We start from the raw sequence: 13,044 nt of genomic DNA, 5'->3' as shown, positions 1-13,044 counted from the left end.
ATTTTATTGAAATCAAGCGCCGAGACTACCGGCCGGACTCTTCGACCAGGCTTGTCTCGAGATTGACCCGCACGCCCAAGCATACACGCCAGACCCTCGCCCCGGCAAGCGCTGCGCTTGCACAAGTGGTGGAGGAATGCCGAAAGTACTTGAATGGATCGCGTCGAACGAATTGAATCCCTTCTCCGTGCCAAGCTGTCGGCTTCCTCAGTTCTTGTCGAAGATGATAGCGCCAGCCACGCAGGACACGCCGGTGCGCGCAGCGGCGGTGGACATTTCAACGTGACGGTGGTGGCCCCCTGCTTTGCGGGAATGCCGACACTCGATCGACATCGAGCGGTTTATGATGCGGTCGATGAGATGATGCCCGCTGAAATTCATGCTCTCGCGGTCCGCGCCCTGAGCCCGGATGAGACCCAGTGAGCCGCTTGCACGAGGGCGTATTTCCCGACAATTAGGTGCTGCGTGTCCATTCAGTACAGCATCGAACTAGCGGTTTTTCTCTTCTGTGCGGTGGTGATTCTTTCGGTCATCGCGAGAAAGGTTGCGTTTCCGTTCCCGATCCTGCTGGTGCTCGCGGGCGCCGGACTGGGTCTGGCACCCGGATTCCCCTCGATCTCCATTGATCCGGACGTAATCTTTCTCGGCTGCCTGCCGCCCCTTCTGTTCTCCGCGGCCATACGAATGCCGTGGCATCAATTTCGTGAAAACCTCGCCCCGATCAGCGGGCTCGCCCTCGGCCTCGTGCTGGTTACCGCGGGCGCGATCGGATTTGCGGCTCACGCACTGATCCCGGGCATGACTCTGGCTGCGGGCTTCGCACTGGGTGCGATTGTCGCACCCACCGATGCCGTCGCTGCGGTCGCGATCGCCAGACGCTTGAATATCCCCGACAGGGTCATTGCGATCCTCGAAGGCGAGAGCCTGGTGAACGATTCGAGCGGACTTGTGGCCTATCAATTCGCGGTCCTCGCCGTGGTGTCGGGAGCCTTTGAATGGACGGATGCCGGTCTTCGATTCCTGCTGGAAGTCGGTGGGGGTTTGGGCGTCGGAGTCCTTGTCGGTATCTTTGCGATTGCTGTGTTTCGCCGAATGGATGACCCGGTGGCCGAAATCACGTTCACGTTGACGCTTCCCTTTCTGACTTTTCTGGGGGCTCAAGAACTGGGGTTTTCCGGCGTACTGGCGGTTGTTGCGGCGGGCCTTTCGATCAGCCGACGCCGAGAAGAGGTGTTCAGCGCCAACTCCCGCATGGACACGCATGCCGTCCTGGCCACCGTTGAATACCTTATCAATGGCGCGATCTTCCTCCTGATTGGCGTCCAGCTTCAGAGCATCCTCCACGGCCTTTCCGGGTGGACAAATCTCGAACTCGTGGGCTTCGCGGCTCTGACTGCCGGGCTGGTGCTCGGGATCCGCCTGCTTTGGGCCTATCCTGTCGCTCGACTCGTTGGTGTCCTCCTCAAGCGATTGCCCCACGGCAGCTACCCCGATCTGCATTGGAAAGATCATGTTCTGGTGGGCTGGGCCGGCATGCGGGGGGTCGTATCGCTGGCGGCAGCGCTGGCGCTACCGCTGACCAACAGTGCGGGCGAGGCATTCCCCGACCGCAGTCTGATTATCTTTCTGACCGCCGCTGTCGTGCTCGTGACCCTCGTGGTCAACGGCCTGAGCCTGCCCTTCATCGCAGGCGCGTTCGGCGGCCCGGGAACACACCGCTCAATCGAACAGGAGAGAGAAGCGCGGATTGCCATTCTCAAGGCGCCAATCGCGGAATTCGACCGGCGCATGGAGGATGAGAAATTGCCGTTGGCACCCGCCGACGTCATGTGGGTTCGCCAGAGTCTCGCGGGCAGGTTGGCCTTTGTCGAAGGGGGAGAAGACCCCGAGAGAAAGCGCCAGGTGCAGAACCGTGGCCTCGACCTCTACCTGCAACTACTCAGAGTCGAGAGACGTGAGCTGCACCGTTTGTTCCGTGGTCATAAATTAAGCCAGGGGAGCTTCGCGAAAATCGAGCGGGAAATCGACCTCGAGGAACGAGGGGCACGCAGCCAGATCATCGACAAGGCTGCGGCCCTCCATCGCAAACTCAGGCGGAGAGGAGGCTCCGACCGATCACCTTGAGACCGAGGATCGGCTTTACCCCCTCGAAGATCGGCAGGACCAGAGCATCCACCACAAACCGTGAAATTGCGTACTCCTCTGCGTAGCCCCATCCTCCGTGAAGAATTTGTGCCTCCTGCGTCGTGCGGACGGCAACGTCACAGGTAAAGAGCTTGGCCATCGCGGCAACCGGGGAGCGATAGTCTCCCGAATCCATAATCCGGGCTGCGTGGTAGGTCAGCTGGCGACCTGCCGCCACCTCAACCGCCATCTTGCCAAGTTTATGCTGCGTCAATTGGTAGGACCCAAGGGTCTTGCCGAACTGCGAACGCTCGTTCGCGTAGGCTGCTGCAGCCTCGATCGCGGCCTGCGAAAGGCCTGTCGCACGGCCACCCGTCTGCAGACGCCCGGCGGCAAAACCGCCCATCTGCAAGACGAACCCCCGACCCTCGCCACCGACCAGATTCTCGGCCGGTACAAAATAATTCTCGATTCCGAGGGTATAGGAGTGCATCCCGCGATAACCGGGGGTGCGGTCAGCCTTGCCGGAAATGGAGCCGCCATGCGGTTGCTTCATTTCGAATGCATGACCCTCAAAAGAGTCCTTTGGCACGATGAATAAAGACAACCCCTTGGCCCCAAGCGAGACGTCGGGATCCGTGCGGGTCAGCATGGCGATCACGTTCGCCCGGCCGGCGAATGTGCACCAGGCCTTCGCACCGTTGAGGAAATAACCCTCCACACCGTCGAGCTCGCCCTTTTCCGCGCGAACTTTTACGCTGGCGACGTCAGAGCCCGTATCGGGCTCCGTCACCGAGATTGCTGCCATGATTTCGCCACTTGCCAACTTGGGAAGCCAGGCCTGTTTCTGTTCTTCGGTCCCACCGGTGATCAGTGCCTTCGAGAGGATCTCCGGCCGCGTTATCAAGCTCCCGGCTGCTGCCAAGGAAGCGACCGACAGCTCCTCCGTCGTCACGATCATCGCAACGTTGCTCATACCCTGGCCGCCGTAATCTTCCGGGATCGCCAAACCAAAATAACCCTGCTCGGCCATCTTCGTAATGAAGCTCTCGGGAACGAGATCATCATTCATGTGGATTTCCTGAGCATGAGGTGCGATTTCGGCACGCGCAAACGACCGAACGGTATCGCGGGTCATCCTCTCGAGGTCATCCTCCCACCAGACGTCGGGCGTGGTCCCCAGATCGACAACCCGCTGGCCCAGAGCTTCGATCCTGCGATCATCCATTCCTGCCCGGATGAATGCCTGAGTTTCCGCACTGCCCAGCGTAGCCTCGATCTGCTCGCTCGACACACCGAAAACGTCGCCCTGCTCGAAGGCGGAAGTGCGGGCCCGAGAGGCCACCATCGCCGTGAAGATAGCCGCGGTTTCGACGGCGAAATCATCGTGGTCAGCCGCTTGTTCCGCATAGGCGAGAAGCGACTCCGCAGCCTCGACCTCGGTTGCCAAATTAGCCAGTCGCTCGGTATGCACCTGATGGCTGTCAATATCCCGCCCACCATTGGTTCGTTCCCGACCGGAGGCCAACGCCGCATCGACGATCTCTCGCAGACTTTTGGCGACGCGGGAAACTCCCGCCAGCGCTTCTGTTTGGCTCTCGGTCAGGTCCATTGCTTCATTCGTGGCTACCATCAGATACTCCTGCTTGTTGTTCTCGATTGTTATCAAATTTGTGGTCGTTTGCTTGCTCCGGTCGCCTTCAGGTGGCGGCCGCTGCGACCTCAACCATATCGTCAATGATCGCGAGCAAATCGTAGTTCTTCGGGGTGTAGATTCGAGCCACACCACGTTTTTTCAGAGTCTCGGCATCTTCGTCCGGAACAATCCCTCCGAGCACTAGGGGGATATCGCCGCCACCGCGGGCTCGCAGTCCGTCCAGGATTTGGGGAACCAGAGTGAGATGGGAACCGGAAAGAATACTCAGGCCGACAATGTCGACGGATTCGTCGCAGGCCGTGGCGACGATCTCCTCCGGAGACAGTCGGATCCCTCCGTAAATAACCTCGAGCCCCGCGTCTGCGCACGCGACAGCAATCTGCTCGGCGCCGTTTGAGTGGCCATCAAGACCGGGCTTTCCGATCAGGACCTTGGGACGATGCCCAATACGCTCCGAGACCTCGTCGACATGCTCGCGCAGACTCAGCAATCGGGGATTCGCCTCCGTCGGACTCGCGCCCGAAGCGGCAATCCCGGTTGGTGCGCGGTAATTTCCGAAGAGTTCGCGAAGCGCGCCGGCCCATTCCCCGGTCGTCACCCCGGCGTGGGCGCAGCGAATCGACGAGGGCATGATATTCGCACCACTCTTGGCGGCTTCGACCATCTCGGCCAATGCGGCCTCGGCCCGCGCCGAATCACGTTCGGCTCGGAAAGCCTCGAGGGAGGCAATCTGATCTCGTTCGGCTGCTTCGTCCACTTGTAAAATGGCCTCGGCACCGCCGCCGCCAAGTGGCGACTCCGCTGTTTCCTGAAACCGATTGACGCCGACGACGGTCTGATCGCCGTCCTCGATCCGCCGAAGGCGATCGAATTGGGATCGAACGAGACGCTGCTTGACCCAGCCGGAATCAACCGCAGCAACGATCCCACCCTGCTCGAGAACCTCTTCGAGTTCGGCTTTCGCTGCGGCGGCAATCTCCTCGACCTTCGCTTCGATCACGGTGGAACCCTCGAAAATATCGCCGTATTCAAGGATGTCGGTCTCGAACGCAAGCACTTGCTGAATTCGCAGACTCCATTGCTGGTCCCAGGGACGCGGGAGACCTAGCGCCTCGTTCCAGGCGGGCAACTGAAGGGCCCGACACCGGGCGTCTTTCGAAAGCGTCACCCCGAGGGATTCGAGCACAATTCTGGTAATATTGTTCTCGGGTTGGGCCTCCGTCAGGCCGAGGGAATTCACCTGCACACCGTAACGAAAGCGCCGCATCGCAGGATCTTCGACCTCATAGCGCTCGCGAGTGATTTCATCCCATAAACGACCGAAGGCGCGGAGTTTGCAGATTTCCTCGACAAACCGAATGCCCGAATTCACGAAAAAGCTGATGCGCCCGACGACCTTCGCAATCGCCTTGGCATCGAACTCGCCCGAAGACTTGACCTCATCAAGAATCGCGATTGCTGCGGCGAGAGCATATGCAACCTCCTGCACGGGGGTCGCTCCAGCCTCCTGCAGGTGGTAGCTGCACACGTTCGTCGGGTTCCACTTGGGAACCTCCCGCACCGTGTATCGCACGATATCCCCCTTCAAGCGCATGCTGGCTGCCGGGGGGAAAATATACGTACCGCGGGACAGGTACTCCTTGATGATATCGTTTTGGGTCGTCCCCTTGAGCACAGCCGGGTCCACACCCTGCTTCTCGGCGACAGCAATATAAAGAGCTAGAAGCCATGCGGCGGTCCCGTTGATCGTCATGGAGGTGTTCATGGCCTCCAGCGGAATCTGATCGAAGAGGCGCTCCATATCGCCGATATGGGAAATCGGCACACCGACCTTGCCGACCTCACCTCGCGCGAGGGGGTCGTCGCTATCGTAGCCAGTCTGCGTCGGCAGATCGAAGGCGACCGAAAGGCCAGTCTGACCCTTGCTCAAGTTGAGACGGTAGAGTTCGTTCGACGCTGCCGCGCTGCTATGGCCGGAATACGTCCGCATCACCCATGGTCTGTCACGATTCACAGGCACCACCATAGCAATTGGATCGAGGTCGTGGGAGACACTATTGCTCCTCGGCAGCCGGGGATGCGGGCCCTATCGTGGAGATCCAGGCATGGTTCCCCTGAACCAGGAGCTGGAACTGCACCTCTTCGTCCTTCTGAATGCCATCCAGAATCGAAGAATCCCTCACCTCGAAGGGCATGGTCATGGCTTCCATAAAGCCCGGAATCGGCTCATGCGCGATCACGACCGACCGACGAGCCGCCTCGATGCGGATGACTCTACCGCGAACTTCATAGGCTACACGATCCTCACCCCGTTCACTGCTGCAGCCTGCCGGCAATAAAACCAGCAGGAGCGGCAAAAACAGCCAGAAACGTCGATATCCCATCATATGATTATGATCTCCTAGCAGATTCGATCAAGTGGCACCCCAGTTGCCGATAGACCCCTCTTAACGTAAGTGTTTGGCCCATGAGCACAGCGGATATCAAGAAGGTAGGCGTTCTCGGGGCAGGACAGATGGGATTGGGCATAGCGCAAGTCGCCGCACAGTCTGGCTACGAGACCGTATTGGTAAAGGCCACCCCCGGAGACACGGAAAAACTGACGGCGAAGATTCTGGGTGGCTGGGACAAACTCGTCTCGAAGGGGCGGATGGAACAAGCGGACCGGGACGCTGCTGCGGGACGATTGACCGTCACCACCGAATTCGAAGCTCTCGCCCCCTGCGATCTGGTCGTCGAGTCCATTATTGAGGATCTCGAGATCAAACACAGCGCTTTTGATCGACTGGATTCGATCTGTTCCGAAACCGCCATATTCGGCAGCAACACTTCCTCGCTTGGCCTGACCGAAATTGCCGTCAAAACAAAGCACCCGGAGCGAGTTGTCGGCTTGCATTTCTTCAACCCGGCGCCGGCCATGAAACTGGTCGAGGTCGCGGCCACCCTGCAGACGAGAGCGGACGTCACCGAAACAGCGCGCGCCTTCGCCGAGAGCTGCGGGAAGACACCGATTGTTCTCAAGGACTCGACCGGATTTGTCGTCAACCGACTGCTGGTCCCTTATATGATCGACGCCATGCTCGAATGGCAACGTGGAAACGGATCCGTCCAGGACATCGACACGGCCATGTGCAACGGAGCAGCTCATCCGATGGGCCCCTTCACTCTCGCAGACTTCATCGGACTCGACGTCGTCAACGAGATGGCGACCAATCTCTACGAGGAATACGGTGAGGCACGCTTCGCCCCGCCTCCGATCCTGCGTAGACTCCTTCTCGCGGGGCAATTGGGTCGGAAGACCAAGCTCGGCTTCTACGACTATTCGGATCGTCCCGCCAAGCCGAACCCCGCACTCTAGAAAAAATATGGAAACGCATGTCGGCGGCCATTCCGGGGGCCGCCGACATGGGTGATTTTTTCACGGAGCTGCGAGCGGAATCATCAACGCAAAAGAAGCGCCCGGACCGTTTGATTCCAGCCGCAGATCTCCTCCGTAGGCTCGCGCCAGCTGTCGGCCCACGAAAAGGCCGATGCCCATTCCGCCGTTTCTGGTCGAATAGAAGGGCTCGAAGATCCTCTCGACGGAGGCTGCCGGTATGCCCGGTCCGTCATCCCGAACCAGCATCTTCAACCAGATATCGTCAGACCGCGCCTCGACCGAAACCCCCAAGTGGACCGTGCCACTTTCGGCAGCAAATCCGATCGCATTGTCCAAAAGGACGATCAAGATCTGCTTGAGGACCTCACGCGGCTGCAAGGACGGGTTCTCGGGTCGCTCGATCTGGTAATCGATCGAAATCCCTCTCTCGGCTGCGGCACCAAGCGCGTAAAGATGAAGTTCGGCAGCGAGCGTCTCTACACGCCAAGGTTCGACCGTCTCCAGATCCGGCGCGACCGCGATCCTGGTCAAACTCTCGATCTGCTCCTGCACCCGACTCAAATCCTGCAGAGCGCGCTGGTAGTCCGCGGTTCGAAAGCTCTCGCTCTGCTCCCATTGGTCGGGCACCAATGCGAGAAAATTCCCGATCGCCGCCAACGGGTTCGCGAGGTTATGAGCGATCCCGGCCAGCAAGATGTTCAACGCCGCCAGGTTTTCGGCCTGCCGCAGCCGCTCACGGCCGGAAGGATCCGGATCAGCTACCCGCGCCCTTTTGGGAGCCGCGCTCATCGCAGTCCCCGTTGCCTGAAGCAAACCCTCAACAAACCGTCCGTGGCTCCATCAGCTTCAGCTTCCACCGCAAATCCCCTCAACCAGTTCCGATGCCTGCCCCCGTCGGGCAGTTCCACCAACAGCTATGCCTGATTGCCCGCGTGGGAGCAAAGCCCCTAGCCTTTCACCAACTCCTTTAATCGTGAACGGTAGGGTCTGGTCGCGACTCCATTTTCCGTGATAATCCCGGTGACGTAACGGCTGGGCGTGACATCAAACGCCGGATTGGCTGCCGCCACCCCTTTGGGCATAACCACCGTGTTACCGATTCTGGAGATTTCCGAAGGGTCTCGCTCTTCGATCGGTATCTCGTCGCCGCTTTTGCATTTAAGGTCGATCGAGGTCGTCGGGGCTGCCACATAAAAAGGAATTTTGTGCCGGGCCGCCATTGCCGCAACTGTATAAGTCCCGATCTTGTTGCAAACATCTCCGTTGGCAGCCGTTCTATCGGTCCCAACCACGACCGCATCAATCCGGCCCTCTTTCATGAAATGTCCGGCCATTCCGTCTGTGATTACCGTGACGGGGCATTTGGCTCGCTTCAACTCCCAGGCCGTGAGGCGCGCGCCCTGCAGGATTGGTCGCGTCTCATCGGCAAAGACCTCGATGTCCTTGCCCATATCGCGCGCCGCCAGGATGACACCCAGTGCTGTCCCGATCCCGGCAGTGGCGAGACCGCCTGCGTTGCAATGAGTCAGAACCGTCCCCTTTTCAGGAAGCAAGGCTCCGCCGAACTCGGAGAGCCGCTGATTCGCATCCAGATCCTCGCGATAGACGGCAATCGCCTCGCGTTTCAAGATCAAGCGAAGTGATTCGAGCGGTTTGTGGGCGTTCTCCTGCATCACCCGGCGCATACGATCGATCGCCCAAAACAGGTTTACCGCGGTCGGACGCGCTGCCGCAAACTGACGGCAGAGCTTTTCAAAGTCCTGTGGAAACCGCTTCGGGCCGATTTTCTGTGCGCCCAGAGCGAGACCCATCGCAGCGGCCACACCGATCGCAGGCGCACCCCGGATAACCAATTCACGAATTGCTCGAACGACGTCGAGCGGGTCCTTATAGATTCGGTAAACCTCGCGATTCGGAAGTAGCGTCTGGTCCAACATCACGACGCGATCTTTTTTCCACTCAACAGTGCGAACTTTTTTCATCGCTTTCTTGTTTACCGAGCCCCTCGGCCGGGGACAATAGCCAGAATGCAAACCCCGGCTCCATACGCTTCGGGCTTGACCTGATGTCCTAAAACCATCAGCAGATAGATCATGGCGGCTACCAAGAGAACCGAAACCATTCACATTCCATGCTCGCCCGTCGATGTTCTGGCGGTGCTCACGGATTTCGAGGCTTATCCGAAATGGTCCGGCGCTTTTACCGAAGCGCGCATCATTGACCGTGGGCCCGAGGGACTGGGCAGCCATGTTGCGTTCGCCATAGATATGACGATTCGCACAGTACGTTACACCCTCGCCTACAGTTTCAACCTACCCGACGGGTTTTCATGGCGAATGACCGAGGGGGACCTCACTTCGATCGAAGGCTCCTACGAGCTGGTCGCGGAAGATGGTGGAACTAATTGCATCTGCCATCAAGCAGTCGAGACCGGATTCTGGATTCCGGGGCCGATTCGCCGGATTGCCGAAGGATCCGCTTTGCGAAACTCGCTCGAGGAACTCTCCACGGAAGTTCAGCGGCGCGCAGCCGAGTAGACGCGCAGCCAGGTAGACGCGCAGCCCGACCAGCGCGAGAAGCTCATCGGGAATCGAATCGAGCGGCCGAAATCTTTCTGAAATCAATCCGATATCAGGTGATCGGCGCTGGTCCCGTGAGCCTCTCGGCGGCCAAGTACCTACCTCGACGGAGGAGGATTCACCGGCACGATCCGCACCCGAGATTGGAGTCCGGCAAAAACGGCATCTCCGATCCCGGGAACGTCGAGTAGTTCTTCAACTCTTCCAAATCGCATCTCGGACCGCCGAGCCACGATCGCCTGCGCGCGCACCAACCCGATACCCGGCAAGCTCGAGAGCTCCGCGACCGAGGCCTGATTCAGGTCGAGAACCTCCTCAGCACCCAGAGCGGATCCGGCCACCCCAAGCGATCCCCAGAGCATCGCGCTCAAGACCGCCGCGCGTATGCACGTCTTACGAAAAACTTTCCTCATCATCCTATTCTCCTTTTCGATTACATCGGATATCCGCTTGGGACTCCCGCGCCCTCGAGCGCTGGGGCCAGGCCCTATCGGCTCGGCCAACGGATATTCTTCGCAGGAAAGGCCAAGACCGAACGATGAACAATGACAGCGAGCACAAATGGGAGCCCGATACCGGCGGCATTCGCGGCGAGGAAATTTCTTTCCTCAACAACGGAGCGGAGATTCGAGGGGTTCTTTTCGAAACACTCGCAAATGCGAGATCCGGAATCGTCCTCGTACCAGATGTGCACGGGCTATCGTCACTCTACGAGCAGCTCGGTGCCGCTCTCGCCCACGCGGGCATGCGGACGCTGGTGCTCGACATCTATAGCCGCGAAGGCGCGCCCCAACTCAGCGATATGAAAGCGGTTCATCGCTGGATCGATGCGCTCCCCGACCGTCGGATCCTTTCCGATATCGCGGCAGCCGCCGGTTATCTGAGCGCCACAGGTTCCTCATCGACTGGAGTCGTCGGGTTTTGCCTGGGAGGGCAATTCGCAATCATGTCGGCGTGTCGCATCCCGCAATTCACGGCGGCCGTCAGTTTCTACGGTATGCTCCAGACGACCCAACGGACCCCGCACCGGCCGGAGAGCGCGCTCGACATGATCCGCGACCTCGCCTGCCCGCTACTCGGCCTCTATGGCCTCGAAGACGCGCTGATCCCCGTCAGCGACCTCGACGAACTCGAATCGAGCTGCAGCGAGAGCCATCTCGCCCTCGAGTTGCATCGCTACCCCCGAGCCGGACACGCGTTTCTGAACCTGTATCGCCCCGAGGCTTTTCGACCGCATGCCGCGGAGGACGCTTGGGGCCGAGCCATCGAATTTCTGCAGAAGACCCTTCGATAGACAAGGACAAGCCGGATAAGGAGACATGCCCGCAACTAGGCTGCCGCATGCCCCTTGCGATCGCGGTATGCGAGAAAGTCCTCCAGCAATTGAAAAAGCTCCTCCGCGGTGCGCGATTTGCCAACACGATCCCGAAGGATGGCGCTGCCCGGAAACGATTTCAGCGTCCGACAGCCCATCCCGCGGAGTCGCGGAGCAGCGGTCTTCTCGGGGTAGCTCTCGAGGAGAAGTTCGTAATAGCGCCGCAGGGCCGCGAAACGATCCTCGAGAGTTGGTGTCGGTGCGGTTTCGCCTTTCAGGTCCGCTGCCAGTTGCGAGAAGATCCAAGGATTTTCCATTGCGCCGCGACCGATGAGCAGGCCATCAACGCCACCCACCTCCCACCGTTTTCGTGCCGTCGCCACCGAAACGACATCACCGCTACCCAGCACCGGAATACCGACGGCATCCTTGACCGAGCGAATGATTTCCCAATCCGCAGCTCCCTTGTAGAGCTGCACTCGGGTCCGGCCGTGGACGCCCATCATTTCAACGCCGCAGGACTCGGCCATCTGGGCGATCTCCGGCGCGTTGATCGAATTCTCATCCCATCCCGCGCGTACCTTGAGCGTGAGGGGGATCGAGAGCTCCCGCTTGACCGCACGCAGAAGTTTCTCCAGTCGGTCGGCCTGACGCATGAGATCAGCGCCACCCCCGCGACGAACGACTTTTGGAACCGGACATCCACAATTGATGTCGAGGACATCCACTCCGGTCGCCTGGACCATGGCGGCCGCTTCGGCCATCCGGTCCGCGTCCGCGCCGAAGATCTGGATTGAGATCGGATGTTCGTTCGGGTGGTAGGTCAGCATCCTTTGACTGCGCAGATCCTTACGAGTCAGGCCTTCAATTGAGATGAACTCGCTCACCACAAGGCCCACAGCCCCCGGGTTCAATTCCCGAATCAAACGGCGGAAAGCCATATCGGTCACACCCGACATCGGAGCGAGGACAAGTGCCGGGTCAATCCGCATTTCCCCGAGAGAAAACGATGCAGCCATAGCACCAAGGTAGCGATCCGAAGCGCCGGTCGCTACTCCCCAACCATGCGCGATTACCGAGAACGTTTCTTTCGCAGCGGAGCTCTTCGGATTCATTTCCGCGATTGGGGACGCCTCGAAAACCCGCCGTTGGTGCTCGTCCATGGACTGCGCGACCATAGCCACTCGTTCGATGACCTGTCGCGCGAACTGAGTCGTGACTATCGGGTTTATGCGATCGACCTCCGCGGTCACGGAGATAGCGAGTCCACGCCCTATTACGCCTTCGGTCATTTCGTGGGCGATATCCGAAATATGATTCGTGCCCTTCGGCTGGAAAAGCCTATCGTGGTCGGCCACTCGCTTGGTGGCGAAATTGTTGGCCAATGGGCGGGAACCTTCCCGGACGTGGCTCGCGCCGTGATCATTATCGAAGGCATCGGCCCTCCTCCGCGATCCATCCCATGGCGCCTGAAGCGCCATCGGATGGTTTGGCGTGCCATCGATCGCGCACAGGGTGGCCTGCCTGGCCTGCCCGATCTGGAGGCCGCATTTGCTCGCCTGCGCAAACGCAATCCACGGCTGAGCGAGGCCAAGGCACGTGATCTCACCGAGTTGGGAACGCGCGCCCGCGAGGACGGGACTCTGGAATGGAAATTTGACCCCATGCTCGTGACTCTCGGGGTGGCGGGCGGCTTTCGTTTGGAGTGGATGCTGCACTGCTGGTCGCAGATCACGGTGCCGACGCTCCTTCTGCAGGGAAGCGAGTCGGGGGAGTTCTGGAATGATGAGCCGGGCGCCGTCTACCTGAAGCCGGAGGAACTGGAGGCCCGAGTGGGTGCTTTTCCCAACGCCCAATACGTCGAAATCCCGCAGGCGGGTCATATGATTCACTTCGACCAGCCGGACCTGCTGCTCGCGGCGATCCGTGAGTTCCTGAGCGACCTCCCCGACGAGAAGGCCTCCACAACGGCAAAGAGCTCCTGATGCGC

13 protein-coding genes are annotated in these 13,044 nt (G+C 59.7%); 6 read left to right on the top strand and 7 right to left on the bottom strand.

Annotated features, from left to right (window positions below; genetic code table 11):
• Positions 1-153 precede the first annotated feature (153 nt).
• The gene (locus tag P8K07_09005; protein MDG1958662.1) at positions 154-423 is read left to right on the top strand and encodes a BolA family transcriptional regulator; all 270 of its coding nucleotides are present in this window, start codon (positions 154-156) and stop codon (positions 421-423) included.
• Positions 424-465: 42 nt separating this feature from the next.
• A complete protein-coding gene (locus P8K07_09000) occupies positions 466-2,124 on the top strand; it encodes a Na+/H+ antiporter (GenBank protein MDG1958661.1) in 1,659 nt (552 codons plus the stop codon).
• On the opposite strand, the gene P8K07_08995 is transcribed toward P8K07_09000, so the two are convergent.
• From P8K07_08995 to P8K07_08985, 3 genes are all read right to left on the bottom strand, one after another.
• A complete protein-coding gene (locus P8K07_08995) occupies positions 2,090-3,757 on the bottom strand; it encodes an acyl-CoA dehydrogenase family protein (protein ID MDG1958660.1) in 1,668 nt (555 codons plus the stop codon). The two genes, P8K07_09000 and P8K07_08995, sit on opposite strands and share 35 nt — an antisense overlap.
• Before the next feature lie 67 nt (positions 3,758-3,824).
• The gene (locus P8K07_08990) at positions 3,825-5,807 is read right to left on the bottom strand and encodes a protein meaA (GenBank protein ID MDG1958659.1); all 1,983 of its coding nucleotides are present in this window, start codon (positions 5,805-5,807) and stop codon (positions 3,825-3,827) included.
• A gap of 28 nt (positions 5,808-5,835) precedes the next feature.
• Positions 5,836-6,168 (bottom strand): copper-binding protein, encoded by a 333-nt coding sequence (locus P8K07_08985; GenBank protein MDG1958658.1) that lies wholly within the window; start codon positions 6,166-6,168, stop codon positions 5,836-5,838.
• An 80-nt stretch (positions 6,169-6,248) separates the two neighbouring features.
• On the opposite strand from P8K07_08985, the gene P8K07_08980 reads away from it, so the two are divergent.
• Complete coding sequence (locus P8K07_08980) at positions 6,249-7,139, top strand: 3-hydroxyacyl-CoA dehydrogenase family protein (GenBank protein MDG1958657.1); 891 nt, start codon at positions 6,249-6,251, stop codon at positions 7,137-7,139.
• A gap of 60 nt (positions 7,140-7,199) precedes the next feature.
• Here P8K07_08980 and P8K07_08975 read toward each other — a convergent pair whose 3' ends face one another.
• Entirely contained in the window at positions 7,200-7,949 is a 750-nt protein-coding gene (locus tag P8K07_08975; protein MDG1958656.1) for an ATP-binding protein, read from the bottom strand.
• 158 nt (positions 7,950-8,107) lie between these two features.
• Positions 8,108-9,142 carry an S-methyl-5-thioribose-1-phosphate isomerase gene (mtnA, locus tag P8K07_08970; GenBank protein MDG1958655.1) on the bottom strand — a complete coding sequence of 345 codons (1,035 nt, stop codon included), beginning with the start codon at positions 9,140-9,142 and terminating at the stop codon, positions 8,108-8,110.
• Positions 9,143-9,253: 111 nt separating this feature from the next.
• Between mtnA and P8K07_08965 the strand changes: the two genes are divergently transcribed.
• Positions 9,254-9,697 (top strand): SRPBCC family protein, encoded by a 444-nt coding sequence (locus P8K07_08965; protein ID MDG1958654.1) that lies wholly within the window; start codon positions 9,254-9,256, stop codon positions 9,695-9,697.
• A 140-nt stretch (positions 9,698-9,837) separates the two neighbouring features.
• Here the strand turns inward: P8K07_08965 and P8K07_08960 are convergent, their stop codons facing one another.
• Positions 9,838-10,155, bottom strand: a complete 318-nt coding sequence (locus P8K07_08960) for a helix-hairpin-helix domain-containing protein (GenBank protein ID MDG1958653.1) — start codon at positions 10,153-10,155, stop codon at positions 9,838-9,840.
• Between the two features lie 122 nt (positions 10,156-10,277).
• On the opposite strand from P8K07_08960, the gene P8K07_08955 reads away from it, so the two are divergent.
• Positions 10,278-11,033 carry a dienelactone hydrolase family protein gene (locus tag P8K07_08955; protein MDG1958652.1) on the top strand — a complete coding sequence of 252 codons (756 nt, stop codon included), beginning with the start codon at positions 10,278-10,280 and terminating at the stop codon, positions 11,031-11,033.
• Positions 11,034-11,068: 35 nt separating this feature from the next.
• Here P8K07_08955 and dusB read toward each other — a convergent pair whose 3' ends face one another.
• Entirely contained in the window at positions 11,069-12,073 is a 1,005-nt protein-coding gene (gene dusB, locus P8K07_08950) for a tRNA dihydrouridine synthase DusB (GenBank protein ID MDG1958651.1), read from the bottom strand.
• Between the two features lie 45 nt (positions 12,074-12,118).
• Here dusB and P8K07_08945 point away from each other — a divergent pair, with 45 nt between their 5' ends.
• Positions 12,119-13,039 carry an alpha/beta hydrolase gene (locus tag P8K07_08945; protein ID MDG1958650.1) on the top strand — a complete coding sequence of 307 codons (921 nt, stop codon included), beginning with the start codon at positions 12,119-12,121 and terminating at the stop codon, positions 13,037-13,039.
• Positions 13,040-13,044: the final 5 nt, after the last annotated feature.

Source organism: Candidatus Binatia bacterium (genome assembly GCA_029248525.1).
GTDB lineage: Bacteria > Desulfobacterota > Binatia > UBA12015 > UBA12015 > UBA12015.
This window is presented reverse-complemented; position numbering and strand designations above follow the sequence as displayed.

Excerpts from the sequence above, each read along its gene's own strand:
- P8K07_09005 (MDG1958662.1), top strand. The coding sequence starts at position 154 with ATGGATCGCGTCGAACGAATTGAATCCCTTCTCCGTGCCAAGCTGTCG.
- P8K07_08995 (MDG1958660.1), bottom strand. The coding sequence starts at position 3,757 with ATGGTAGCCACGAATGAAGCAATGGACCTGACCGAGAGCCAAACAGAA.
- P8K07_08990 (MDG1958659.1), bottom strand. The coding sequence starts at position 5,807 with ATGGTGGTGCCTGTGAATCGTGACAGACCATGGGTGATGCGGACGTAT.
- P8K07_08985 (MDG1958658.1), bottom strand. The coding sequence starts at position 6,168 with ATGATGGGATATCGACGTTTCTGGCTGTTTTTGCCGCTCCTGCTGGTT.
- P8K07_08980 (MDG1958657.1), top strand. The coding sequence starts at position 6,249 with ATGAGCACAGCGGATATCAAGAAGGTAGGCGTTCTCGGGGCAGGACAG.
- P8K07_08975 (MDG1958656.1), bottom strand. The coding sequence starts at position 7,949 with ATGAGCGCGGCTCCCAAAAGGGCGCGGGTAGCTGATCCGGATCCTTCC.
- mtnA (MDG1958655.1), bottom strand. The coding sequence starts at position 9,142 with ATGAAAAAAGTTCGCACTGTTGAGTGGAAAAAAGATCGCGTCGTGATG.
- P8K07_08965 (MDG1958654.1), top strand. The coding sequence starts at position 9,254 with ATGGCGGCTACCAAGAGAACCGAAACCATTCACATTCCATGCTCGCCC.
- P8K07_08960 (MDG1958653.1), bottom strand. The coding sequence starts at position 10,155 with ATGATGAGGAAAGTTTTTCGTAAGACGTGCATACGCGCGGCGGTCTTG.
- P8K07_08955 (MDG1958652.1), top strand. The coding sequence starts at position 10,278 with ATGAACAATGACAGCGAGCACAAATGGGAGCCCGATACCGGCGGCATT.
- dusB (MDG1958651.1), bottom strand. The coding sequence starts at position 12,073 with ATGGCTGCATCGTTTTCTCTCGGGGAAATGCGGATTGACCCGGCACTT.
- P8K07_08945 (MDG1958650.1), top strand. The coding sequence starts at position 12,119 with ATGCGCGATTACCGAGAACGTTTCTTTCGCAGCGGAGCTCTTCGGATT.